A 24,457-nucleotide genomic window follows, 5' to 3' on the forward strand; every position below is an offset into this window, starting at 1 on the left:
TCTAAGTGATTGTTAAGTTTAGTGCTAACTTAAAGCGCAATTAGCGCTCAAGTTAAACTGATTTTCTGCTGTATAGAGTAGCTGAAGTGGGCTCAATTACAACTCATCAAAAGCATTAATTGCTTCTGATAATTTTTTCACACCGTGGATCTGCATTCCTGGAATGCCACCTTTCGGCATGTTCGCTGCCGGTACAATCGCTTTCTTGAAACCGTGTTTAAAGGCTTCATTAAGACGTTCTTGCCCACTTGGTACCGGTCGAATCTCACCCGCTAAGCCTACCTCGCCAAATACCACCACATCTTTTGGCAATGCGCGGTCTCTGAAACTCGAAAGTAATGCCATCACTAAAGCAAGATCAGCACTGGTTTCGGTTACTTTAACACCACCGACGACATTCACAAACACATCTTGGTCAGCCATTTGTAAGCCCCCGTGTTTATGCAGCACCGCTAATAACAACGAAAGTCTGTTTTGTTCTAAACCAACTGCAACACGGCGCGGATTTGCCAGCTGGGAATAATCCACCAGTGCCTGGATTTCAACAAGAAGTGGACGTGTCCCTTCCCATACCACCATAACAGAACTACCTGACGTTTCTTCTTCGCCTCGAGATAGGAAAATAGCCGATGGATTACTGACTTCTTTAAGGCCTTGGCCTGTCATTGCAAACACACCCAACTCATTGACCGCACCAAAACGGTTTTTGTGACTACGCAGAGTTCTGAATCGACTATCTGTTCCGCCATCGAGCAGTACAGAACAATCGATAATGTGTTCAAGCACTTTTGGTCCCGCCAACGTACCATCTTTAGTGACGTGCCCAACTAAGAACACAGCAACGTTATTCTGCTTCGCGTATCGCGTTAACGCCGTTGCCGACTCACGAACCTGGGCAACACTGCCCGGTGAAGATTGAACATCAGCTACATGCATAACTTGGATTGAGTCGATGACCATGATCTTTGGCTGTTCTTTTTCAGCAACCTGGCAGATCTTATCAACGTTGGTCTCAGAGAGCATCTTTAGGTGCTCTTTTGGCAACCCAAGTCTAGAAGCGCGCATTGCAACCTGCTGTAGGGATTCTTCGCCGGTTACATAAAGTGTCGGTAATTGAGAAGAGAGCTGACACATGGTCTGCAATAACAGCGTTGATTTACCTGCCCCAGGGTTACCACCAATCAGGATCGCAGCGCCAGGAACAACACCACCACCGAGTACGCGATCGAGTTCTTTGAAACCACTGCTAAAACGTGGCACTTCTTGTAGATTAATTTCAGATAATGTCTGAACGCTCGATTCTGTTACAGAACCAGCATAACCAGATAATCTTTCATTGCGCGCTACCTGAGGTGAAGCGGCTAACCTAACTTCTGTAATCGTGTTCCAAGCACCACATGCGTTGCACTGCCCTTGCCAACGTGGAAAGTCAGCGCCACAGTCATTACACACATAAGCTCGTTTTGCCTTAGCCATAAAACCTCAATAATTTGCTTGGTAACTGGTAAATGTTACTATTTTGTGACCTTGTTGACCGTACGCATTAAAATAAACGTTGCAGTCATACCACTTATACTTAAAGATCGATTGAAACTAGCCGATAACATCAATGCACCGTCCATTCTAACAAGAAAAATATGCAGCAATCTGAAATTCTATCTGTAGCAGAACGACTTATCCCGGCTTACCACGCCGAAGATTTCGAATTCCTTCTTTCACAAATGACAGAAGGCGAATCGCCGTCTCTAAAGCTACTCGTTAAAATGGAACTGAATCGTATCATGGCTCCGTGTACAAAGAGCATTGATTTACGCGGGCGTATTGATAATGAATGTCGCCAGTTCACGCTAGACGGCCGTAAACACTGGCTTGATGACATCGCTTTGAATGCTTACCAACGCGGCACTAAAAAGTTTAAAGGTTACACAGAGGGCACGTGGGAGTTGGTAATGACACCACGAACTCAGCCACTTCGCAGTGTTGTTAATATCTCCTCTCAAAATAAACATGACATCACCAATGCGAATAGTCCATATGAAGCAGAAGCGATTAACTTGGGCTACGATTTAAAACGTCAAGAAAACAGACTCAAGATCAGTTCACAGGTTGAAGTGACAACATCTAAAGGTCAAAGCCTACATGGTGTGACAGTTGATATATCTCCGTCAGGCGCAAAATTCAAAGTACCAAGCACCTTTCGATACAATCTTGGTGAAATCATTAGTGTTAAATTCACAGAGTTGGTTGAGAAATCTCTAGAGATCGATGTTAACAAAGCCATTGAATTCCGTGTTTTGGGCATTGATGAATCTTATGAAAACAATGCTGTCAAATTTTTAAGAACCATCAAAGTAAGCGACAACAATATTTTAGCTCGCTTACTCGATGAATCTTTAAATAGTTCAAGTAAAAAAACCAGCCATGAGAACCAAGATAGGGTTATTCGAACTCGTACCCGAGGTATCGAACACACCTACTTAAAACACACCTGTAACCTTCCCCTATTTTTCAGTGGTAGCGAACTAAAACTGGCTCTGCTCACGGATAACAACCATCCATTGTGGCAATACTGGCACGACGAACGAAACCAGCAAGCTTTGGGTACCTTATTCAACGAACAAAGAATGAACTTGCTGGCCAAGCCAGGAGTAAAGGGAACCAGTAACGTTATCTACTCTTTTACTCACGAGCATCAAAATAAGACTTTATTCTACTCGATGATGCTACCGGAGGCCTCTCGCGAACAACGACAACTGTTCTGGCACATCGGTGGTAAGCGTAAAAGCTGGAAAGCGTTCAAGTTCTCTGTCTTTGAGCTATCAGAGACTGAGCGACAATCTTTAGCTAAGCACTCGGATACGCTCGCTCAAAGCTCAGAGCAACTGACGCATTGCGGTATATTGCAAGAGATCGGCGATCACGAAAGCGCTGCGGATTACCTACTGAGTGAAAAACCTCGCATTCCAAGCAGTGAACTGAACCGTTTCCGTCACCCACGTACCGTTGTTGGAAATATTCAAAGTATCTACTTTGACTCTCAAACTCGTCGTAAAGAACCGAGATACAAATTTAAATCTCCTTTGCAACTGGCCTCACAAGATGGCACAACAGCGAATGGACACACTTTGGATATCTCGAAACGTGGACTCAGTATTACTCTTGAGCATCCAATGGTACTCAAGACTAGTGACTCTGTATTAGTGAACTTTAATGAGCTTCAACTCTATGACAAAAATTTGCCATTAAGCACAGTTCCATACCACGTTATTCGAGTAAGTCCTAACGGTCGCAACGTACAATTAGTGATCGAAGAAAACGCGAAGACTATGCGAACCATCGCATTCCTTAACGGGCTTATCGATCAAAACCAAAGCAAACTGATTAAGAAAAAAGAGATACTACCAACGCATTCGTTGCTTGAATCACTGCACAACATTTTGCTGAGCAAGATGGTGAGCAGTCCAATATTCATTGATAAACCAAGCTCAACACTGCGCTGTAAGATCATTGGTGTGAATTTCCCATTGAATAAGCATCTAGCCTTGCTCGCAAAGCTTGGACACAATCAAAAGTTCTCACTCGAACCTATTTTCAAAGGGCACTCTAACTCGCTACTGGCTGAGCCACTAAAAAGGATTGAAGGGGCAGAACCTAAACACCATGACGTCTACATTGCTGCGGTTAAGTTTGGTGACAAGATCCAATCCGTACATACGAAACTGGTCAAAGATTTCACGTCTGCAAAAGAGCGAATCTTATTCATTAAGAAGGCACAGCACTTAGGTGACGTATACGTATTGCGAGTCACGACAGCTCCCATCTTTAATCCACTCACCAGTTTATTCCAATCGGATTTAGAAGAACTTGCACGAATCAGCATGCACCAGGCGAAGAAATTAGAAAATGAGGTCACCGCTTTTATCGGTTATGGTGAGATAGAAGATATTACCGATGAAGTATTGATCCGATTAGAGTTAACACGTTAAACACTGACGTTACACTTAATTTAAAAATCAAAAAGCAGGCGGAAAGCCTGCTTTTTTTGTATCTACTCTGCTATTGCCAAAAACGACCAATAGCGCTGAGAAAACCCTAAGGTTTGGCTTGCCAGCTAATCTTTTGCTGCTTAGCTAATACACCCGACAAGATACAAAGCACACCACCTAAACCGGCGTAACGCACTGCGGTTTGAGCTTGCTGCTCTACCTTGGGTTTTGCATGGTAAGCTATCCCTAAGCCCGCAGAGCCCATCATCACCAAGTCGTTAGCACCATCACCCACAGCAACCGTGTTATGCAGTTCAAGTTCATACTCTTCCGCTAGCTCAACTAAGATATCCGCTTTAGTCTGCGCCGAAACAACATCACCTAAAACTTCACCCGTCAATTTACCATTAACGATTTCGAGGGTGTTTGACTGAGCGTGGTGAAGATCAAGTGTATCTTTTAGGTAATCTGAGAAGTAAGTAAAGCCACCGGATGCGATAGCAGTTTTCCAGCCAAGTTTATTGAGCGTATTAACAAGTTCAACAAGGTCTGGCATGAATGGCAGAGATTGACGCACTTGCTCAAGAATCGCTTCATCAGCACCTTTAAGTGCTCCAACCCTCTGGCGAAGGCTCTGTTCAAAATCGAGCTCACCTTGCATTGCGCGCTCTGTAATTTCAGAGACTAACTCCCCCACTCCAGCTAACTTAGCGATCTCATCAATACATTCAATTTGAATCGCTGTGGAGTCCATATCCATCACAATCAAACCTGGCTTAGATAAGTCTGGGACCTCGCTAAGGCAAGCATAATCAAGCTTTAGAGCCTGTAGGATTTCTTCATGTAGCGGCGTTAAATTTCCAGACATCAATGCCACTTCGTATTTACCCACTTTCCAAGTATCTAGAATAGTGTTGTAAGTGCCAGTAAAGAAATCGATGTCATCGAAAGATTGTGGTGATAAGTACTCGCCAAATACGATCCAATTGGCTTTAGCTTTAGCGAGTTGAGAAGCGAAACGAGTCTCGGGAAGTCGAGTTAATAATGTCGTATGCCTTTTAATCGGCAGATATTTCTGAGCGTCCATGTGTATGATTCCTAATTAACTATGCTAAACGTTAACCTATTGCAATTTGAAAACGCAAGTCTCAATATGTCTTAATCATAACATTTGTTATTTCAGGCTTCGTTAAACATGAATGAATCATTGTTCTCAATACGTAACGCTTTACGAATGTTAGCCCTCATTTTGTTGGCTACCATGTTCGTCGTGACGATTAAAAATACGGTCGTGATCAGTAAAGGCAACGAGAAAATCCAAGCAAAACAACTAGAGACACTAACCAAGGTTCTTATCTCTCAGGCATCACTTTCTGCTAGTAAGATGATCACGCAACAAGACCAAGAACGACTGCTTGAACTCACTAATCAGCTGTCTCAAGATCGACTGGTATTCGATACCACCATCTACGATGCAGAGGGTATTCGACTGGCATCGAGCGAAAAAGCACTCTCGGTACGCGAAGTTCTTGGCTTAGACACGCCACTTTCAACAGCAAGTATCGGCAGGCAGCAGTTAGTCGAACCTATCTACTCACCAGAAAAAACGATCATCGGTTTTATTCGTGTGACGTTTGAAACGGGGAAAATGACGGCGATTTCTGATCACCACTATCGAAAAAGCGATCGTTATATGATCGGTATGGTCTTAATGGGCTTCGTCAGTGGTGTGCTGTTCATTATGCTGATTCGCAGAAGACAAACGAAATCTGGCGAGAACTTACTGCTTAAGAATGTAAGCTCTTAACGGCTTAAAGGGATCCAATAAAAAGCCCCGACGCTCAGGCAGCGACGGGGCTTTTTGTTATCTAGTGTCTAAACAAATCATTGAGAATAACGACTAACGCTACATTGGCCCTTAAGCCACCAAAGATTTACTCTTGGTCACCAAGAAGCACAGAATCCAGTGCAATTATCATCATGTCGTTGAAAGTTGTTTGACGTTCGTCTGATGTCGTTTGCTCACCCGTTTTGATGTGATCAGAAACAGTACAAATAGTCAGAGCTTTTGCGCCGTATTCAGCACATACGCCATAGATACCCGCCGCTTCCATCTCTACGCCGACGATGCCGTACTTGTCCATAACTTCGAACATTTCAGGGTCTGGCGTATAGAACAGCTCAGCCGAGAATAGGTTGCCCACTTTTACGTCGACACCGCGAGCTTTGGCTGCATCTTCTGCCGCGCGCACCATTTTGTAATCTGCGATAGCCGCGAAGTCATGACCTTTAAAGCGAATACGGTTCACTTTTGAGTCGGTACACGCGCCCATGCCAATCACCACATCACGCACTTTGATATCTTCACTCACTGCACCACAACTGCCGACACGAATGATCTTTTTCACACCAAAGTCTTTGATCAGCTCAGTCGCGTAAATAGAACAAGATGGAATGCCCATACCGTGCCCCATGACTGACACCTTACGACCTTTGTAAGTACCGGTGTAACCAAACATATTACGAACATCACACACCTGAACCACTTCTTCTAAGAAGGTTTCAGCAATGTATTTAGCGCGTAGCGGATCGCCTGGCATTAGAACTACGTCAGCGAAATCACCCATTTCAGCATTAATATGTGGAGTAGCCATTGAAAATATCCTTAATCTCAAAACAAAAAAGAAGAGAGAGGTTTCCCTCTCTCTAGCTAACTATTATAAAAAGCTTGTACCGTATCCCATTGGCGATGTGCCAAAGTATGACGCTAAGCTTTGACCGATATCAGCGAAAGTATCACGACGGCCTAGAGAGCCTGCTGGAACCTTGTTACCGTAAACGATCACTGGGATATGTTCACGAGTATGGTCTGAACCCGGCCACGTTGGGTCACAACCGTGGTCTGCCGTTAGGATAAGTACGTCATCTTCTTTCATCATATCGATGATTTCATTGATGCGACCATCGAAGTACTCAAGTGCCGCTGCGTAACCTGCAACATCACGACGGTGGCCGTATGCTGAGTCGAAATCAACGAAGTTAGTGAACACGATAGTGTTGTCGCCCGCTTCAGTGATCGCTTCTTTGGTTGCTTCAAATAGCGCTGGAATACCTGTTGCCTTAGTTTTCTGAGTGATACCACAACCTGCGTAGATATCAGAGATCTTACCGATTGAGTGAACGTTGCCGCCCTTCTCATCAACAAGTTTCTGAAGGATAGTTGCCGCTGGCGGCTCCACAGAAAGATCGCGACGGTTACCAGTACGTTCAAATTGACCTTTACCCGCACCAATAAACGGACGAGCGATAACACGACCAATGTTGTAGTCAGCTAGCTCTTCACGAGCGATCTGACAAAGGTCTAATAGGTTTTGTAGGCCGAATGTCTCTTCATGACAAGCGATCTGGAAGACAGAGTCTGCAGAAGTGTAGAAGATTGGCAAGCCAGTCTTCATGTGCTCTTCACCTAGGTTATCTAGGATTTCCGTACCCGATGAGTGGCAGTTTCCTAAGAATCCAGACAAACCAGCACGCTCAAGAATTCGGTCAGTCAGTTCCTTTGGAAAGCTGTTCTCTTTGTCGGTGAAGTAGCCCCAGTCAAACAATACCGGTACACCTGCGATTTCCCAGTGACCTGATGGCGTATCTTTACCAGAAGACAGCTCAGCAGCGTGACCGTACGCGCCAATGATATCTGCGTCTGCATCCATACCAGGAGCAAAGCGACCTGTAGACTCTTTGTGAGCCATCGCTAAACCTAGCTTAGACAGGTTTGGCAGCGTTAGTGGACCTTTACGATCCGCGTTGTCTGCAAGGCCTTGATCACAATGGTCAGCAATGTGACCCATTGTATCCGAACCTACATCGCCAAATGTATCTGCATCCGCTGTTTCACCGATACCGAATGAATCTAAAACTAAAATAAATGCTCTTTTCATTTTCTTCACCAACTTATTGCTCTTTGCACCAGAACTCTGTTTATCGGTATACGCGATGTATACCGATACCTGTTATTTACACGTCTTCAGAACGAATCTGACGGTAAACGTCTGGCGTTGCTGTATATTCTCCGCCCACAGTGATTGCATGTTGTAATGCCGTCGCAGCTTCTTGCCACTGTTGTTCATTGCGAGCATGAATCATTGCTAATGGTTTATCGTCGCTTGCTACTTCGCCAAGGCGAATGAAGCTATCAAAACCGACTGCGTAATCAATGCTGTCTGTTGCTACGCGGCGACCACCGCCCATACCAACGACAGCCATACCAATTGCACGCGTATCCATCGCTGATACTACACCGCTTTCGAGTGCGTACACTGGTTTAACAATTTCTGCTTTTTCTAGGTAGTTATCGTAGTTCGTTACGAAATCTGCAGGACCACCAAGGCCCGCTACCATCTTACCGAAGCATTCTGCTGCTTTACCGTTATCCAGTACTGCCATCAGTTTTTCACGCGCTTCATCGGAATCTTTAGCTAGATTACCCAGCACCAACATTTCCGCACACGACGCTAGTGTGATTTCCAACAAACGTGGATTACGGTATTCGCCAGTTAGGAATTGAACCGCTTCACGTACTTCGACTGCGTTACCCGCTGAAGAAGCCAGAACTTGGTTCATATCCGTTAGGATTGCTGTTGTTTTAGTGCCAGCACCGTTTGCTACTGCAACGATAGATTTCGCTAGTTCTTCAGAGGCTTCATACGTAGGCATAAATGCGCCTGAACCTACTTTTACGTCCATCACTAAAGAATCAAGGCCGGCTGCCAGTTTCTTCGAGAGGATTGAAGCTGTGATTAGCGAGATGTTATCTACTGTTGCCGTGATATCACGAGTCGCATAAACGCGCTTATCAGCCGGTGCTAGGTCGCCCGTTTGGCCGATGATCGCCACACCAGCATCTTTGGTTACTGCACCAAATACATCGTTGGTTGGCGTAATATTATAACCAGGGATAGATTCTAATTTATCTAGTGTACCGCCAGTGTGGCCTAAACCACGACCAGAGATCATAGGAACGAAACCGCCACATGCTGCCACCATAGGGCCAAGCATCAGGGAAGTTACGTCACCAACACCACCAGTAGAGTGTTTATCAACGATTGGGCCATCAAAGTTCATGTGGCTCCAATCAATCACCATGCCTGAATCACGCATTGCACATGTTAGTGCGATGCGTTCTGGCATCGTCATTTCATTAAAAAAGATAGCCATTGCGAATGCAGCAATCTGGCCTTCAGAAACCGTGTTTTTAGCGACACCTTGGATGAAGAAGTTAATTTCTTCAGTGGTTAGTACTTCGTTATCACGTTTTCTGCGAATAATTTCTTGAGGTAGATACATTAGTGCCTCCCAAACTCTAGTGAGTATGGTGTGTAGGGAAAGAGGTAATATGGAGTGACTTAACGCCACTCCATCAAACAGACTAAATCTTGTTACACCCGATTGGGATATTAGTATGCTGCTGGATCAGCAGTTTGGTCTGTCACTTCTAATGTATTAAGAAGGTTAGTTAGTAGGCTTGAAGCACCAAAACGGTAGTGCATGTTGTCTGCCCACTCAGCGCCTAGTAGCTCATCAGCCATTGCTAGGTATAGTGCTGCATCTTCAGCAGTACGAACGCCACCAGCAGGTTTGAAACCAACTGTTTTAGCAACGCCCATGTCACGAATAACTTCAAGCATCATGCGCGCGTACTCTGGAGTCGCGTTTACTGGCACTTTACCTGTTGAAGTTTTGATGAAGTCTGCACCAGCTTCGATACAGATTTGAGAAGCTTTCTTTATCAGTGCTTCTTCTTTCAGTTCACCTGTTTCGATGATCACTTTAAGCGTGATGTCACCACAAGCAGCTTTACATTGCTTAACTAGCTCAAAGCCAACTTCTTCGTTGCCAGCAATAAGAGCACGGTATGGGAATACTACGTCAACTTCATCTGCGCCGTACGCTACTGCTGCTTTTGTTTCTGCAACAGCAATTTCGATGTCGTCATTACCATGAGGGAAGTTAGTTACAGTCGCAATGCGTACTTCTGGAGTACCTTGCTCACGCAACGCTTTCTTAGCTGCTGGGATAAAGCGAGGGTAAATACAGATTGCAGCTGTGTTGCCTACTGCAGTCTTCGCGTCATGACAAAGCGCCACTACTTTCTCAGTAGTATCGTCGTCATTTAGCGTAGTTAGGTCCATAAGTTTAAGTGCACGTAGAGCTGCTGCTTTTAAATCGCTCATTTCTATCTCCGATCAATATATTCAAATAGTTAACTACTTCGCCCTCCATCCAGTATAGATGGATATTTTAGTAATGCTCAGTAGCCACAAATGAACGGACTTGGTTCCCTGAAGACTTGATAACTTTCGCTATCAATTGCAATCCTTGTCACCGCACAGTACCAGTTTGGTCTATGGCACAACAAATCAGTCATGTTGTGTCTAACATCTATAGCGTATCGCTAAGTTTGGCTTTATCCCAGAAAAATAACGTCGAGTTGATTTCGTGGTTACGTTCTTGCCAACAGAGACATCCTATCCCTTTAGCTTATACATTATAGGTATCCATCAATAAATTGTAGTGCTCCTTAGAACGCAAACGGTTTGTATCTCAAAAAAACATTCTAGACCCAATATCGAATTCAAACACATGTTCATCTTCATGCTTAAAAATGCAGGGCCTAAAAACAAAAAAGCCCCGCAGCAATTTCTTGCTACGGGGCGATATTATTATGGCGTCTATATATCGATTTCTAACGAATTAGAAAGACAGGAAGAAGCCAGCAATTGTTGCTGCCATCAGGTTAGATAGAGTACCAGCAATAACCGCTTTAACACCCATACGAGCGATGTCGTGGCGACGGCTTGGTGCAATACCACCTAGACCACCTAGAAGAATCGCAATTGAAGAAAGGTTTGCGAAACCACATAGAGCGAATGAGATAATTGCTTGAGTCTTAACAGACATCACTTGACCAGTCGCTTCAACGATTTGAGCGTTGTCACCGATGTATGGTACGAAGTTTAAGTATGCAACGAATTCGTTAACAACTGTCTTCTGACCAATGAAAGAACCAGCGATAGTCGCTTCTTCCCATGGTACACCAATGATGAATGCTAGTGGTGCGAATATCCAACCTAGAAGAAGTTCTAGAGTTAGGTTTTCCATACCAAACCAACCACCGATGCCACCTAGGATACCGTTGATTAGAGCAATTAGACCGATGAATGCTAGTAGCATTGCACCAACGTTAAGAGCTAGTTGTAGACCAACTGATGCACCACCAGCTGCTGCGTCGATAACGTTAGCTGGTTTGTCATCGCCACCGTCCATTTCGTCAGCGATGTTATCGTCTGGCGTATCTGTCTCAGGTTTGATGATTTTAGCGAATAGTAGGCCACCAGGTGCTGCCATGAATGACGCGGCAACTAGGTACTCTAGAGGAACGCCCATAGATGCGTAACCTGCTAGTACACCACCAGCTACAGAAGCCAAACCACCACACATTACTGCGAATAGTTCAGAGTTAGTCATTTTAGGAACAAATGGACGAACAACTAGAGGCGCTTCCGTTTGACCAACGAAGATGTTTGCAGCTGCAGACATAGACTCGGCGCGAGAAGTACCTAGAGCTTTCTGAAGACCACCACCTAGAACTTTGATTACAACCTGCATTACACCAATGTAGTAAAGTACAGAGATAAGTGCAGAGAAGAAAATCAGAGTTGGTAGTACTTGGAAAGCAAAGATGAAACCGATACCGTCAACTGAGAAGTTAACTAGGCTGCCGAATAGGAAACCAGTACCGTCTTTACCGTAGTCGATCACGTTTGCTACACCAGCAGAGAAACCTGCAAGTAGATCACGACCCCAAGGGATGTAAAGTACGAATGCACCAAGTGCGAATTGGATAGCGAAAGCGCCACCCACTGTTCTTAGATTAATAGCTTTGCGGTTGTCAGATAGTAGTACTGCGATTGCAATCAGTACGACCATACCGACTAGGCTCATAAACAGGCTCATAGTTTATGACTTCCTTATTAGTTATTTATTGGCGTGTTACAAAATGGGGCTATAAAGCGGAGGCAATTATACTCATGCGACCACTAATAAAGTAATGCCGTCCTCACACTTTCGTACAAGATTCATGTACCATTCATACACAAATGTGAACCAAATCACACGCCCAGTGCAATTTACGCAAACGATAAACAAAAACCTTCGATTTTATTCACATATACCGAATGCGCGATGGCTATTCTGCCAAATCTGCGTTGCAACCGATTGCTTTGTCTCTTTTCTAATCAAAAAAAGTTCATTCAATATCGTAACTAAATATTTGGAATGATTAATATTTCCCTGGTTTCCATACGTTGGCATGTCCGGAGAATCGGTTTCCAATACCAAGTATTCTAGGGGCAGTTTAGCGATGGTTGTGCGCGTTTTTTGCGCTCTTGGGTAAGTTATCGTTCCACCGACGCCAATATAGAAACCAAGCTTGATCCACTCCAAAGCCTGCTGTTCACTCCCGGAAAAGCCGTGAATAACACCACCTAAGGTGAATTTGTACTGCTTTATTAGCTCAATAAGGCGGTTGTAAGACTTCCTCTCATGAATGATCAAAGGCAACTCAAATACCTTCGCTAGTTCCATTTGTTGGATGAAAAATCGCTCTTGTTTCTCCCTCTCAACGTCCACAAAAAAGTCGAGTCCACACTCCCCAATAGCAACACATTGGCTCGGTTTTGAGGAGAGTAATTGACGAAGTTCTGAAAACTGAACCTCAACAGCTTGCTCTAAAAAGTAAGGATGAAATCCTAAAGCGTAATAAATATTGGGGTTAGATTTAGCGATTTTATCGAGTTTCGACCAGTTACTTTGGCCAATAGAAGGAATAAGAATCTTCTCAACTTGTGCCTGTTTTGCTTCTTTAAGGTAGCTATCAATGCTTTGCTCGGGTGCAGATCCCTGATCAATTCCAATATTTTGGCAAAAGACGTCAAAATCCGCATGGCAATGAGTATCAAACAGCGGAGATTCACTTAATGGAGGAGTCATCTTCCCTACTCTCTGTCTGTTTTTCTTGGGGATCACGGCGATAAGCCACACAGCTACGCTTATTTTCAGGTGTTAAGCCAAGATCTTTACACCACATGTCGTATCTTCTAATCCAAACTTTTACCCAACCAAACATATTCACCCTCAAACCTCAGCCTTTAACAAAAATAAAACGCATTAAAAAACGCCTACTGCAGAACAATAGACGTTTTTGATTAGCTCGAATAGATCGCGAAGAAATTAGTGCTCGCGCGTTGCTCGGAATTGAACGTCAGGGAAACGTTCAGAAGCTAGGTTCAAGTTCACCATAGTCGGTGCAATGTAAGACAGGTTGTCACCGCCATCTAACGCGAGGTTAGATTGGTTCTTACGTTTGAATTCTTCTAGTTTCTTAGCGTCATCACACTCAACCCAGCGAGCTGTTGCAACGTTAACGCCTTCGTAGATAGCTTCTACGTTATATTCCGCTTTCAAGCGCGCTACAACCACGTCGAACTGAAGTACACCAACCGCACCAACGATCAAATCATTGTTTTGCATAGGACGGAATACTTGTACTGCGCCCTCTTCTGAAAGCTGAACCAGGCCTTTGAGAAGTTGCTTCTGCTTCAGAGGATCACGTAGACGAATACGACGGAACAACTCAGGCGCGAAGTTTGGAATACCTGCAAACTTCAAGCTTTCGCCTTGAGTAAAGGTATCGCCAATCTGGATTGTGCCATGGTTATGCAGACCAATAATGTCACCAGCGTATGCTTTTTCAGCACGCGCACGGTCGCCCGCCATGAAGGTTACCGCATCCGAAATACTTACGTTCTTACCAGTACGAACATGGTTCATCTTCATGCCTTGGTCGTAAGTACCTGATACGATACGCATGAATGCGATACGGTCACGGTGTTTTGGATCCATGTTTGCTTGGATCTTAAACACGAAACCAGAGAATTTCTCTTCTGTCGCTTCTACATCACGCTCATTCGCTTGGCGCGTTTGAGGTGCAGGAGCCCACTTCGTTAGACCATCAAGCATGTGGTCCACACCAAAGTTACCCAATGCAGTACCGAAGTAAACAGGTGTTAGCTCACCAGCAAGGAACAGTTCATGATCAAACTCCGGACAAGCACCAATAACAAGCTCTAGTTCTTCACGTACGCTTTCCGCAAGATCAGCACCTACCGCTTCATCTAGCTCAGGGTTGTCCAAACCTTTAATGATGCGAACTTCTTGAATCTCATGACCGTGGCCAGATTCGTACAAGATCGTTTCGTCACGGTGAATATGGTAAACACCTTTAAACTCTTTACCACAACCGATTGGCCATGAGATTGGAGCACAGGCCATACCTAGCTCGCTTTCCACTTCATCAAGCACTTCCATCGGGTCACGAACATCACGGTCAAGTTTGTTCATAAACGTTACGATTGGAGTATCACGAAGACGTGTTACTTCCATCAGCTTACGAGTACGGTCTTCGACACCTTTAGCAGCATCGATAACCATCAAACAAGAATCAACCGCTGTTAGCGTACGGTACGTATCTTCCGAGAAATCTTCGTGTCCTGGAGTATCGAGTAGGTTTACTAGGCAATCATTGTATGGGAATTGCATTACAGACGTAGTTACCGAGATACCACGTTCTTTTTCCATCTCCATCCAGTCAGATTTAGCGTGCTGGTTAGAGCCACGGCCTTTTACGGTACCCGCTTTTTGAATCGCGTTTCCGAATAAAAGAACTTTTTCAGTAATCGTGGTTTTACCCGCATCCGGGTGAGAGATAATCGCAAACGTTCTACGTTTGCTCACTTCTTGTTGGAAAGACATAGTCGCCCTTTGCTGATCTAAAGCGTAAAAAGGGCAAGTAGATAATACTTGCCCTTGAATTCTGTGTGCGGATTATACAGAAAGCGTATCACTTTCTAAAGGGTCAGTTTACACCCTATTTTTTGGCTAATTTTGTGATTAGCTATCTAGTTAGCGAAAAGACGTAACATGACTAGCTAAAAGACATAAAAAGATAGCTCATAATGATGGCATCTTCGTTGCCTTGTTTAGTTGGATAGTAATTACGACGGCGATCAACTTCGTTGAAGCCTGCCTTTTCGTAAAGATTAAACGCGTTCACATTACTTTCGCGAACTTCCAGCCAAGCGCTTTCAGCATCAGCTTGTTCACATATATCAAGGAAATGTTCAGTTAGTGCCTTACCATAACCTTTGCCTTGCTTGCTTGGGTCTACCGCAATATTAAGCAGCGTCACTTCACCAACAATATTTTGAGCGAAGAAATAGCCCACCACTTGTCCATCAACTTCAAGGACATGATGACAAGCGCCTCGGCTCTCAAGATCCCGGATCATAGTTTCAGACCATGGATGGGAGTGTGCGGCCTGTTCTATCTGCCAAATTGCGTCTAGATGTTGTTGTGAAGTCGGTAAAAATTGATTAGTCATAAGCACAGATTTGTTGCCATAAGTCGCGACGATGTTGGTTATTACCATTAATGTCAGACAGTAATGGAGATTGAAGTGTTTTAGCCTTCAGCTCTTGAGTCGACTCGCAACCAGCAAACCACACCCACTCAACCGCCCCGAAATCCACAGAAGATAGGTGCTGAGGCTGAATATGTAATGCTTGAGATAAGTCGAGCTTGATACTTTTGAGTACTCGCTCAAACATCACAGCAAGATCTTCCTGAGGTTTTTCAGGCGAAACCAACAGTAACTTGCAATCGTTCGAGAGCGAAGTCAATTCAGATTCATAGCCCGCCAAACGCTCTGGGTGGCTAAGCTCCCATTGGCTAATGCCCATCTCTTGCAGGTATTGTGCGTGTGTTTGTGACATATCTAGCGGTGTAACCTTAGGTTGATAGTGGGCGACTTATTAGAGCGGAGTTAAAAACGAGCTCATCAGAGTTGGGCTGATACTAACAAAAAATAAAGGAGCATCAAGCTCCTTTATTTAGTCTAAATCAGTTTGCATCATATTACGTGAGAAATGGACTTATAAGTCGTTGAACTCAGGACTGTAAGCAATCTCACCAGCATGTCCTGCAAGCGCACCTTCAACTAACTCGATAGCTTGAAAGGCTCCCTCAGGCACATCCCAAGTGCAGCTCAAACCAAACTCACTCGCCGCCTTAAAACCAAAACGACCGTAGTAAGCAGGATCACCAAGCACAACGCAGGCTGGGTAACCAAAATCAACCAAAGTAGAGAAAGCATCTTCAACTAATGACTTGGCGATACCTTGATTGCGATATTCTTCTTTCACCGCAAGAGGCGCAAGGCCCTGCCAATTATGATCGTGACCATTTAGGGTTATAGGGCTAAACATCAGATGACCAATCACCTCACCCTCGTCTGAACAGGCCACCAACGATAGTGTTAAATGACTATTCTCACGCAGGCTCATAACTAAATTAGCTTCTGCATCTGTTTCAAAAACAGATTTCAATAAACGATCAATGACAAGTATATCTGCCGGTGCTTCAGTTCGAATAAGCATTCATTACCTCACTTTGTGTATCTGGAGATTGTACCCCCTTCTGCACAAAATCAGCTAATTGATTTAACAAAGTTTTCATAGGTGTCGGTAATAAGTCCAAATCGACGCTATCCATCAAGTTTTTGACTTCTAAACCAAGTTCAGTATCACCTTCAATAGATAACCTACGCTGGAAGAAAAGCGTATCTGGGTCTTCTTTACGGCCAGCAATGAGTACAAGATCGTTAAGATTGCCGCTAAAGCTTACATCTTCATCAACATCTTTATCAGCTACAACTAGTTGCTCATTTTTGTAGCTAATACACCAACTTAACCCCATATCTTTTATTGAGACTTTAAGCCACTTGTCTTCTAAGAACTCAAAGTCACCGTCCTCTAAAGCTTCTTTAAAGACATTTTTCAGAGCTTCCAATAAGGCTCTTTTTTGTACTGTTTTAGGCAATAACTGGACTGGAGATCGCAAAATTGATGCGGCATTTTGAACTAGTTGAGTGCGAATCTTGTTTATCACGTGACTTATCCGTAACTTTGTCAATAATATGGAATGCATCATAAATGATGTTGAGATCTCAGTTACTGTTATGTATCAAATTAACTTCTGTTTGATACTCGACCTTTAATATCCTGAAAATCACAGTTATAGTAACTCAGGTAATGAGAATTACAGCGGATCGCTGCACTCACAGGTAAATATCGATAGTCACACAAAAATTAATAAATATTTATCGATAGTGAATATTCAAGCTCTTGGAGAATTGGTAGTACTTTGATGCCTCCCCAGCAACTACAACATTGGTTTACCCAGCTAACTGCAAACAGTCCGTTCTTTTTTGCAGTACTTGATGCCCAACACAACTATTTTATGGTGAATGAGCGTTACTGCTATATTGCTGGTTTAAGTCAAACCGAGCTTGCTGGGATGAATGACCGCCAAACATTGGGTGAGCAATTCTACCAACATCTTAAGCCGTATTATGAGCGAGCATTCAATGGCGAGGCGATTGAGGCTGAAGTCACTCTCAACGAAACTGACCTCGATACCAGCTTGCACTTTAGCCTCTCCCCTCTAATTAACGGCAAAAAAACCGACTACATCGTCTTTCATGCCTTCGATACCTCAGAAAACCAGGTACTTGTTCGTTCTTTAGAAGAATCCGAAGCAAAATTTCACAAGCTATCTCAACTGCTACCTGATGGGTTACTTCTTGTCGAAAATGATTACATCCTGTCGTCAAACCCGGCCGCAGCAAGGTTACTTGGATTTAACTCGACCACTGAATTGATTGGCGAAGAATTAGGTCGCCTATTTATCGATGAACAAACCAAAACAGTCTTCAACAATAGCCTTAGTTCTATTATTTCAGAGTCTGGTTTAGTTTGCTTAACGGGTGCCCGATGTGGTTTTGAACGTAAGGTTCAATTACATATCGACTCAACTTCTGTCCTTGGTAGTAATACCCAACTTGTCCTGATCCAAGACGCACAAGAAACCACAAAACAATTTACACCCGCTAACAGTGAAGATGCTTACATTGATGCACTGACTAAACTCTATAACCGAGTAGGGTTTACCAAGCGCCTTGAGCAGTTCATTCACAATGAAACTCCAGTTGTGATGCTCTATTTGGACATAGATAATTTCAAGAATATCAATGATTCACTTGGCCATCACATCGGTGACAAAGTGATTAAAGAGGTCGCTTCACGATTAAAACGTTTATTGCCTCGCCAAGCAGTTATTGGCCACTTGGGCGGTGATGAATTTGGTGTAATTCTGCCAGAGCCCGAACACCCTCGAACACCTGAAACGCTCTCTGAGAAGATCATTTCCCTGATCAATCAACCCTTCGATCTTCACCATTTTAGTAAACGCTTAGCCTGCTCTATTGGTAGTGTGAGCTTCCCTCAAGATGGTACAGACGCACGTATCTTGCTGCAAAACGCCGACACAGCTATGTACGAAGCCAAAGATCGTGGTCGTAACCGCCTGATTAAGTTCAACGAACAAATGAACAAAGAAGCGCGTATGCGGCTGTGGCTTGAGATTGAACTGCAGAAAGCACTTCAGCAAAATGGACTTGAGGTTTGGTATCAACCAAAGGTCAATGCCCGTGACTTCACCATCAACGGCGCTGAAGCACTAGTACGTTGGAAGCATCCTGTAGAAGGTTATATTAGCCCTGCGGCATTCATCCCTGTAGCGGAACGTGCTGGTCTTATCGAGCAACTTGGTCGCGTGGTTATGCGTGAAGTATTTGCGACGGTTAAGCGCTGGAAAATGCAAGGTATCCTACCTGGCCGCGTAGCGATCAACCTTTCACCAGAGCAATTCGGCAACCCAAAACTGATTGATTACGTTGAAAAACTACTACGCTCTACAGAATTAGATCCTAGTGCCATTACCTTTGAGCTCACAGAAAGTGCCGTAATGAGTGACAGTGATCACACACTGCAAATGCTGAATGCGATTAAGAAACTAGGCTTTGCTCTGTCTATCGATGATTTTGGTACCGGTTATTCTTCTCTGTCTTACTTGGCTCGCTTCCCAATTGATGAGCTTAAGATAGACCGCGCCTTCATTTCTGATATCGATACACTACCAAAGCAAATCACAGTAATCGAAAACATCATCAACCTTGGTAAATCTCTCGATTTAACTGTGGTTGCGGAAGGTGTCGAAACCAGTGAACAAGCGACGCTACTGTCGAACCTCAACTGTAGCTCCATTCAGGGATTTCATTTCTACCGTCCTCAGCCAAAACAAGATGTTGAAGAGCTATTTGCTCAGAATCGCCGTCACAAAAACTAGTTAAGTGATTCGACTTAATTCTCCCTCATAAGCTAAAACACAAAAAACGGTCACCAGTCAGTACCTCAAACGGAGTAAAAGCAGATTTATCCATCTAAACCTGCCTTACATCAATTCCGTCATTCATAATTCTTCATAAAATGCTCGCCTCAACTTAATTCTACTGGTAGTGAGCAAATGGAACTCTTATGCCCAGCAGGTAACCTACCTGCTTTGAAAACCGCCATTGATTGCGGTGCGGATGCTGTCTATATCGGATTTAAAGACGATACCAATGCCCGACACTTTGCAGGTCTTAATTTTGCGGGTAAGAAGCTCGATCGTGCCGTGCAATACGTGCATGACCGCAACAAGAAAATTCACGTTGCCTTAAATACTTTTGCTCACCCAAATGGCTTCGAACGATGGACTAACGCCGTAGACAACGCCGCAGCACTGGGGGTTGATGCGCTGATCATTGCAGACATCGCGGTGCTCGAATACGCGGCCAATAAATACCCTGACTTAGAACTGCACCTATCAGTTCAAGCCTCTGCAACCAATGCGGCGGCTATCGACTTCTACCACAAGAACTTCAATGTAAAGCGTGTGGTATTGCCTCGCGTATTGTCGATTCATCAGGTCAAACAGCTTTCTCGTAATATCACTTCTGACGTTGACCTTGAAGTATTCGCCTTTGGTAGCTTGTGCATCATGGCAGAAGGCCGTTGTTACCTCTCTTCCTACATGACAGGCGAATCACCCAATACAGTTGGTGCTTGTTCTCCAGCTAAATACGTTCGCTGGCAAGAAACAGAAACCGGCCTAGAGTCTCGCTTGAATGAAATCCTTATCGATAAGTATGAAGCAGGTGAGAACGCAGGTTACCCAACGCTGTGTAAGGGTCGTTTTGAAGCGGATATCGATGGTGAACGTAAGCGCTATCACGCACTTGAAGAGCCGACTAGTCTAAACACGCTATCCATGTTGCCTGAGCTTTTCGCGGCCAATGTTGCCTCAGTGAAGATTGAAGGTCGCCAACGCAGCCCTGCTTATGTTGAACAAGTGACTCGTACTTGGCGCGCTGCTATCGATCGCTACTTAGCGAATCCTGAACAATACCAAGTAGAACAAGCTTGGAACGCGACACTGGCAAATGTATCTGAAGGTACACAAACCACGCTTGGCGCTTATCACCGTAAATGGCAATAGAGCCAAATGGAGAACTCAATGAAATACGCATTAGGCCCTCTACTTTATTTTTGGCCAAAACAAGATGTTGAAAGCTTCTATGAGCAAGCGAAATCAAGCTCTGCCGACATCATCTACCTAGGTGAAGCCGTGTGTTCAAAGCGTCGTGAGATGAAAGCAAAACACTGGATGGATATTGCCAAAGAGCTGTCGGCTTCAGGCAAGCAAGTCGTACTTTCCACCATGGCATTGCTAGAAGCACCAAGCGAAGTCAACATCATGAAGAAGTACATTGATAACGGTGACTTTGCGATCGAAGCCAACGACGTGTCTGCGATTCAATTAGCAAGCGAAAGCAAAGTGCCTTTTGTGGTTGGCCCGGCGGTTAATACCTACAACGCACGCACTCTGAACCTGTTCTTGAAACAAGGTATGACGCGTTGGTGTATGCCTGTTGAGCTTTCTCGCGAATGGCTAAGCAACGTAATGACACAGTGCGAAGATCTTAATATCCGTAATAAGTTCGAAGTAGAAGTATTTAGCCACGGCTACCTACCACTTGCTTACTCAGCGCGTTGCTTTACCGCTCGCGCGGAAAACAAAGCCAAAGACGATTGCGAAACTTGTTGTATCAAATACCCAACAGGGCTACAAGTCGAAAGCCAAGAAGGCCAGTCGGTATTTAACCTTAACGGCATTCAGACACAATCGGGCTACTGCTACAACCTAGTTAACGATCTACCGAACATGCATGACCTAGTCGATGTGGTTCGTTTAAGCCCACTCGGCATCGATACCTTCTCTGAAATTAATAACTTCAGAGCGAACGAGCAAGGTCAAAAACCGATGAAAATTGAAAGCCGCCAATGCAACGGTTACTGGCATCAACTCGCAGGTTTAGACGTTAAGAACATCTAGTTCCTTAAATTAGAATAATCAGTAACAGATACAAAAAAGGTCTAGCATTCGCTAGACCTTTTATCATTCAGTTTAAGAAAAACGATCTACGCCGTCGCGGTTTCCAGCGGCGCAGCATCGAGCTTCTTTACGTCTTTGTAGAGCATGATCATAACAACTACACTTAACGCGATATTGGACAATGGATACGCAATCCAGATCCCCGGCACACCGTACAACTTAGGCATAATATACAAGAAAGGTAATTGGATAAGCATGTTACCTATCGTCACAAACATCGCCTTGCTGCCCTTGTTCACAGCTTGATAGTAAGCACCCGCTACTACTAAGAAGCCATCAAGAGCCAGTGCAAACATGTGTAGTCGAATACCCAACACGGTGTACTCAACTAGCTGAGGTTCATCTGAGTTAAATACTGACACAAACTCACGTGGGAACGCGTTCAAAAGTAGCACGAACGCAACACCGATCAATACTGAACTCATCATCGCAATCTTAAGTAACTTACGAATGTTCGCTTGATTACGCGCACCATGGTTGTAACTCACTAATGGTTGCATGCCGTTTGCGATGCCTTCAGCAGTGAGGTAGTAAACCGTCACGATGTAGCCCAAAATCGCATAAGCACCAATCATCAACTGGTCGCCATACTGGGAGAACAACGCATTGTGCAGCGCCACCATCATCGAACCATAAGCGTACATAAAGAAGCTTGATGTACCAATCGAGAAGATTTGTGGAATCACATCAAGTTTCAGTCTCAATTCATTCCAGCGTAAACGAAGGTTTGCTCGATGCGAGAAAAAGTAAGCTAAGCCAAGTGCAGTCACTACAAACTGGGCAATCGCTGTTGCTAATGCTGCGCCCATCAACTCCCAACCATATAGAGCGATGAACAGGTAATCGAGTACGATATTAATTACTGCGCCAACGATCATCAGTATCGTTGCTAGATTAGGGCTGTCGTCGTTACGCAGTAAAAACGGCATCGCGATCGAACCCAAAGTGAAGACACTAGCACCAATCAGGATGTGTAAATATTGCAGGCCGAGTTCGTACACACGTCCTTCTGCACCCTGCCAAAATAAGAAATTGTCGGCGAACAAAAACAACACTGCAGAAACAATAGGCGTTATCGCTAGCAACAAGGTTAAACCTGTTGCTAAGATCTGCTTAGCGCCTTGAGTATCTTTTTCACCTTGGTGAATCGAGACAAGCGCCCCCGTACCCACGCCTACTAGCATACCAATACCGAGGATCGACCCAATAACAGGCCACGCGACGTTAATACCCGCAAGTCCATCGGCACCTACATAACGACCAATGAAAATGCCATCTACCACTTGGTAAAGGCCATTAACTAACATAGCTGCTACGGTAGGAATTGTGTATCGCCAGAATTGACGACTAATTGAGTTACTCATTTCTTACTCTACTTTCATTAGTGAGCCACCTATCAATATGACGCGACTCAAAATTAGTTAACAAGACTAACTAAATATCTAAATTGTTTACTTCAAAGCTTTGTATAACAGCTGGTTTAATTGTAAGGATTCCTGTTCAGACAAACGACTTTCTAATATTTGTGCCATTACCTGGTAGATCTTACTCTCTTCTTCCAACCCCACTTCTGCCTTATCGGTCAAAATGACCAATTTAGATCTCGCATCCTCAAGCGAAGCTTTGCGTTCGACGAGGCCTTTTCTTTCTAACCTTTGAACCATGGTAGTCGCTGAAGGTTTAGTAACCTGCATCTCAACCGCAAGATCTGTTAGCCTAATAGGTTCTGGCGACGCCTGAATGACCTTCAAATAATCGTACTCATTGAAGCTCAATTGACAGATAGGATCTTCATTAACTTGAGTTCGCCATATCTTAGAGGCGAAGCGTTCAATCTTTTCTAAATTCTGGTTCAGCATACTTACCCAATCAAAGCATTGCATTTAGTTAGCAAGGCTAACTATTTTAATGCTGTGTAATTAAAAAGCAATCGAAATGAAATAGGACATATAAAAAAACCGCTGACAGGCAGCGGCTTCTTAAATTTCTAATATGTATTTTATTTAGCTTTGGCTTCAGCTTCTGCCAGTTTAGCGGCTGCTAGTTTAGACTGCGCCAAATGTTCGGCTTTAAGCGTGCTAAAGATACGGCTTAACTCTAGGAATGAATAGCGATGTTCAACGTATTCATATACGTTAAAAGATACCGCTAGCTTATACAAAGAGATTGCATTCGCGTAATCACCATTCATGTGGTAGCGCTTAGCAAGGTAGAAGTAAGTCTCTGTTAGGCGCTGTGCAAGTAACGTGTTATCACGAGTACCCGTTAAGATCGCCTTAAAAGCCTGCTCTTCAGTAATATCGTCAAGCATGATCGCAACTAATACCCATCCCCACTGCTCATCACGGCTCTCGTAACGCTTTTGCAAATCAAGCTTGGCTTGCTCTGGAGTGAGTTCATGCTGAATGATGTAAAGCCACAGAGCGCGAAACGGATCGCTAGGATCATCGGCGTAGTGCTTCATCATCTCTTCATTGGCTAAATCATAGCGCTCGCCATAGTAGAGTGCGATAGAGCGATTTCGTTCTGCATATGAGTTTGCAGGATCAAGCTCTAACGTCGAATCAAAAGACTCATAAGCGGCATCAAACTCCCCTACTTGCGTAAAGTAAACACCCAAAAGGTTGAAGATATCAGGTTGAGCGGGGTTCAAAGAAAGAGACTGATTGAAATCAAGACGTGCTAAATCACGCAGGCCAACGCTGTCGTAGTAGTTACCACGTTCAAACAGCATTTTAGCTCGAACTTCATCGTTCAGATCTGGGCGCTGTAATAACTGACTAAGGCGTGCAATTTGAACTTCTTGTTGAACACTTGGTTGCAGTGGCACTGCCATTGGTGGATAAACCCAACGAGAGGTGTTATCTGATGTTGTCGCACAACCAGTTAGTACAAGCAGTAAACACATACTCGCGGTTTGAAACCATTTCACAAATAATTACTCCTGTTATGACCGCAATAAA

Annotated in this window: 22 protein-coding genes; 5 read left to right on the forward strand and 17 right to left on the reverse strand. The window is 44.1% G+C overall.

Annotated elements, in window-relative coordinates; genetic code table 11:
- Positions 1-96: 96 nt before the first annotated feature.
- Positions 97-1,476, reverse strand: a complete 1,380-nt coding sequence (gene radA / locus ACFI6G_RS09900) for a DNA repair protein RadA (protein WP_010436213.1) — start codon at positions 1,474-1,476, stop codon at positions 97-99.
- A 161-nt stretch (positions 1,477-1,637) separates the two neighbouring features.
- Here radA and ACFI6G_RS09905 point away from each other — a divergent pair, with 161 nt between their 5' ends.
- Positions 1,638-3,986, forward strand: a complete 2,349-nt coding sequence (locus ACFI6G_RS09905) for a PilZ domain-containing protein (protein WP_010436212.1) — start codon at positions 1,638-1,640, stop codon at positions 3,984-3,986.
- Between the two features lie 106 nt (positions 3,987-4,092).
- Here the strand turns inward: ACFI6G_RS09905 and serB are convergent, their stop codons facing one another.
- Positions 4,093-5,073, reverse strand: a complete 981-nt coding sequence (serB, locus tag ACFI6G_RS09910) for a phosphoserine phosphatase (protein WP_010436210.1) — start codon at positions 5,071-5,073, stop codon at positions 4,093-4,095.
- Positions 5,074-5,181: 108 nt separating this feature from the next.
- Here serB and ACFI6G_RS09915 point away from each other — a divergent pair, with 108 nt between their 5' ends.
- The gene (locus ACFI6G_RS09915) at positions 5,182-5,793 is read left to right on the forward strand and encodes a YtjB family periplasmic protein (RefSeq protein WP_010436208.1); all 612 of its coding nucleotides are present in this window, start codon (positions 5,182-5,184) and stop codon (positions 5,791-5,793) included.
- 127 nt (positions 5,794-5,920) lie between these two features.
- Here ACFI6G_RS09915 and deoD read toward each other — a convergent pair whose 3' ends face one another.
- The 12 genes from deoD to ubiT all read right to left on the reverse strand — a co-directional run bounded on the left by deoD (position 5,921) and on the right by ubiT (position 17,048).
- On the reverse strand, positions 5,921-6,640 hold the full coding sequence (gene deoD, locus ACFI6G_RS09920) for a purine-nucleoside phosphorylase (protein WP_010436206.1): 720 nt from the start codon (positions 6,638-6,640) through the stop codon (positions 5,921-5,923).
- Positions 6,641-6,703: 63 nt separating this feature from the next.
- Complete coding sequence (locus ACFI6G_RS09925; protein WP_016798219.1) at positions 6,704-7,924, reverse strand: phosphopentomutase; 1,221 nt, start codon at positions 7,922-7,924, stop codon at positions 6,704-6,706.
- Between the two features lie 76 nt (positions 7,925-8,000).
- Positions 8,001-9,329: a thymidine phosphorylase gene (gene deoA, locus ACFI6G_RS09930; protein ID WP_016789356.1), complete on the reverse strand. Its 1,329-nt coding sequence runs from the start codon at positions 9,327-9,329 to the stop codon at positions 8,001-8,003.
- A 110-nt stretch (positions 9,330-9,439) separates the two neighbouring features.
- Positions 9,440-10,216: a deoxyribose-phosphate aldolase gene (gene deoC / locus ACFI6G_RS09935; RefSeq protein WP_010436196.1), complete on the reverse strand. Its 777-nt coding sequence runs from the start codon at positions 10,214-10,216 to the stop codon at positions 9,440-9,442.
- A gap of 520 nt (positions 10,217-10,736) precedes the next feature.
- Positions 10,737-11,999: a NupC/NupG family nucleoside CNT transporter gene (locus ACFI6G_RS09940; RefSeq protein WP_010436193.1), complete on the reverse strand. Its 1,263-nt coding sequence runs from the start codon at positions 11,997-11,999 to the stop codon at positions 10,737-10,739.
- Between the two features lie 204 nt (positions 12,000-12,203).
- On the reverse strand, positions 12,204-13,085 hold the full coding sequence (locus ACFI6G_RS09945; protein ID WP_102392497.1) for a TatD family hydrolase: 882 nt from the start codon (positions 13,083-13,085) through the stop codon (positions 12,204-12,206).
- Entirely contained in the window at positions 13,015-13,170 is a 156-nt protein-coding gene (locus ACFI6G_RS09950; RefSeq protein WP_228006017.1) for a DUF5363 domain-containing protein, read from the reverse strand. Before ACFI6G_RS09950 ends, ACFI6G_RS09945 begins: the two co-directional genes overlap by 71 nt.
- A gap of 104 nt (positions 13,171-13,274) precedes the next feature.
- A complete protein-coding gene (gene prfC / locus ACFI6G_RS09955; RefSeq protein ID WP_010436189.1) occupies positions 13,275-14,855 on the reverse strand; it encodes a peptide chain release factor 3 in 1,581 nt (526 codons plus the stop codon).
- 172 nt (positions 14,856-15,027) lie between these two features.
- On the reverse strand, positions 15,028-15,483 hold the full coding sequence (gene rimI / locus ACFI6G_RS09960; RefSeq protein ID WP_010436187.1) for a ribosomal protein S18-alanine N-acetyltransferase: 456 nt from the start codon (positions 15,481-15,483) through the stop codon (positions 15,028-15,030).
- On the reverse strand, positions 15,476-15,874 hold the full coding sequence (locus ACFI6G_RS09965; protein ID WP_010436184.1) for a DNA polymerase III subunit psi: 399 nt from the start codon (positions 15,872-15,874) through the stop codon (positions 15,476-15,478). Before ACFI6G_RS09965 ends, rimI begins: the two co-directional genes overlap by 8 nt.
- A 159-nt stretch (positions 15,875-16,033) precedes the next feature.
- Positions 16,034-16,537: a GNAT family N-acetyltransferase gene (locus tag ACFI6G_RS09970; RefSeq protein ID WP_010436181.1), complete on the reverse strand. Its 504-nt coding sequence runs from the start codon at positions 16,535-16,537 to the stop codon at positions 16,034-16,036.
- Complete coding sequence (ubiT, locus tag ACFI6G_RS09975) at positions 16,521-17,048, reverse strand: ubiquinone anaerobic biosynthesis accessory factor UbiT (protein ID WP_022570642.1); 528 nt, start codon at positions 17,046-17,048, stop codon at positions 16,521-16,523. Before ubiT ends, ACFI6G_RS09970 begins: the two co-directional genes overlap by 17 nt.
- Before the next feature lie 258 nt (positions 17,049-17,306).
- Here ubiT and ACFI6G_RS09980 point away from each other — a divergent pair, with 258 nt between their 5' ends.
- The 3 genes from ACFI6G_RS09980 to ACFI6G_RS09990 all read left to right on the forward strand — a co-directional run bounded on the left by ACFI6G_RS09980 (position 17,307) and on the right by ACFI6G_RS09990 (position 21,434).
- Positions 17,307-19,346, forward strand: coding sequence for a sensor domain-containing protein (locus tag ACFI6G_RS09980; protein WP_462710262.1), 2,040 nt, complete (start codon positions 17,307-17,309; stop codon positions 19,344-19,346).
- A 177-nt stretch (positions 19,347-19,523) separates the two neighbouring features.
- On the forward strand, positions 19,524-20,537 hold the full coding sequence (gene ubiU / locus ACFI6G_RS09985) for a ubiquinone anaerobic biosynthesis protein UbiU (RefSeq protein ID WP_016767827.1): 1,014 nt from the start codon (positions 19,524-19,526) through the stop codon (positions 20,535-20,537).
- A gap of 18 nt (positions 20,538-20,555) precedes the next feature.
- Positions 20,556-21,434: a U32 family peptidase gene (locus ACFI6G_RS09990; RefSeq protein WP_016767826.1), complete on the forward strand. Its 879-nt coding sequence runs from the start codon at positions 20,556-20,558 to the stop codon at positions 21,432-21,434.
- Between the two features lie 86 nt (positions 21,435-21,520).
- Here the strand turns inward: ACFI6G_RS09990 and ACFI6G_RS09995 are convergent, their stop codons facing one another.
- The 3 genes from ACFI6G_RS09995 to nlpI all read right to left on the reverse strand — a co-directional run bounded on the left by ACFI6G_RS09995 (position 21,521) and on the right by nlpI (position 24,426).
- A complete protein-coding gene (locus ACFI6G_RS09995; protein WP_010436152.1) occupies positions 21,521-22,858 on the reverse strand; it encodes an MATE family efflux transporter in 1,338 nt (445 codons plus the stop codon).
- A gap of 87 nt (positions 22,859-22,945) precedes the next feature.
- Positions 22,946-23,353, reverse strand: coding sequence for a MarR family winged helix-turn-helix transcriptional regulator (locus ACFI6G_RS10000; RefSeq protein WP_010436149.1), 408 nt, complete (start codon positions 23,351-23,353; stop codon positions 22,946-22,948).
- A 140-nt stretch (positions 23,354-23,493) separates the two neighbouring features.
- The gene (gene nlpI / locus ACFI6G_RS10005) at positions 23,494-24,426 is read right to left on the reverse strand and encodes a lipoprotein NlpI (protein ID WP_016791874.1); all 933 of its coding nucleotides are present in this window, start codon (positions 24,424-24,426) and stop codon (positions 23,494-23,496) included.
- Between the last annotated feature and the right edge of the window lie 31 nt (positions 24,427-24,457).

The sequence above is a fragment of the Vibrio sp. PSi01 genome (assembly GCF_054960695.1).

Coding starts and splice junctions, on each gene's coding strand:
- radA (WP_010436213.1), bottom strand. CDS start 1,476: ATGGCTAAGGCAAAACGAGCTTATGTGTGTAATGACTGTGGCGCTGAC.
- ACFI6G_RS09905 (WP_010436212.1), top strand. CDS start 1,638: ATGCAGCAATCTGAAATTCTATCTGTAGCAGAACGACTTATCCCGGCT.
- serB (WP_010436210.1), bottom strand. CDS start 5,073: ATGGACGCTCAGAAATATCTGCCGATTAAAAGGCATACGACATTATTA.
- ACFI6G_RS09915 (WP_010436208.1), top strand. CDS start 5,182: ATGAATGAATCATTGTTCTCAATACGTAACGCTTTACGAATGTTAGCC.
- deoD (WP_010436206.1), bottom strand. CDS start 6,640: ATGGCTACTCCACATATTAATGCTGAAATGGGTGATTTCGCTGACGTA.
- ACFI6G_RS09925 (WP_016798219.1), bottom strand. CDS start 7,924: ATGAAAAGAGCATTTATTTTAGTTTTAGATTCATTCGGTATCGGTGAA.
- deoA (WP_016789356.1), bottom strand. CDS start 9,329: ATGTATCTACCTCAAGAAATTATTCGCAGAAAACGTGATAACGAAGTA.
- deoC (WP_010436196.1), bottom strand. CDS start 10,216: ATGAGCGATTTAAAAGCAGCAGCTCTACGTGCACTTAAACTTATGGAC.
- ACFI6G_RS09940 (WP_010436193.1), bottom strand. CDS start 11,999: ATGAGCCTGTTTATGAGCCTAGTCGGTATGGTCGTACTGATTGCAATC.
- ACFI6G_RS09950 (WP_228006017.1), bottom strand. CDS start 13,170: ATGTTTGGTTGGGTAAAAGTTTGGATTAGAAGATACGACATGTGGTGT.
- prfC (WP_010436189.1), bottom strand. CDS start 14,855: ATGTCTTTCCAACAAGAAGTGAGCAAACGTAGAACGTTTGCGATTATC.
- rimI (WP_010436187.1), bottom strand. CDS start 15,483: ATGACTAATCAATTTTTACCGACTTCACAACAACATCTAGACGCAATT.
- ACFI6G_RS09965 (WP_010436184.1), bottom strand. CDS start 15,874: ATGTCACAAACACACGCACAATACCTGCAAGAGATGGGCATTAGCCAA.
- ACFI6G_RS09970 (WP_010436181.1), bottom strand. CDS start 16,537: ATGCTTATTCGAACTGAAGCACCGGCAGATATACTTGTCATTGATCGT.
- ACFI6G_RS09980 (WP_462710262.1), top strand. CDS start 17,307: ATGCCTCCCCAGCAACTACAACATTGGTTTACCCAGCTAACTGCAAAC.
- ubiU (WP_016767827.1), top strand. CDS start 19,524: ATGGAACTCTTATGCCCAGCAGGTAACCTACCTGCTTTGAAAACCGCC.
- ACFI6G_RS09990 (WP_016767826.1), top strand. CDS start 20,556: ATGAAATACGCATTAGGCCCTCTACTTTATTTTTGGCCAAAACAAGAT.
- ACFI6G_RS09995 (WP_010436152.1), bottom strand. CDS start 22,858: ATGAGTAACTCAATTAGTCGTCAATTCTGGCGATACACAATTCCTACC.
- ACFI6G_RS10000 (WP_010436149.1), bottom strand. CDS start 23,353: ATGCTGAACCAGAATTTAGAAAAGATTGAACGCTTCGCCTCTAAGATA.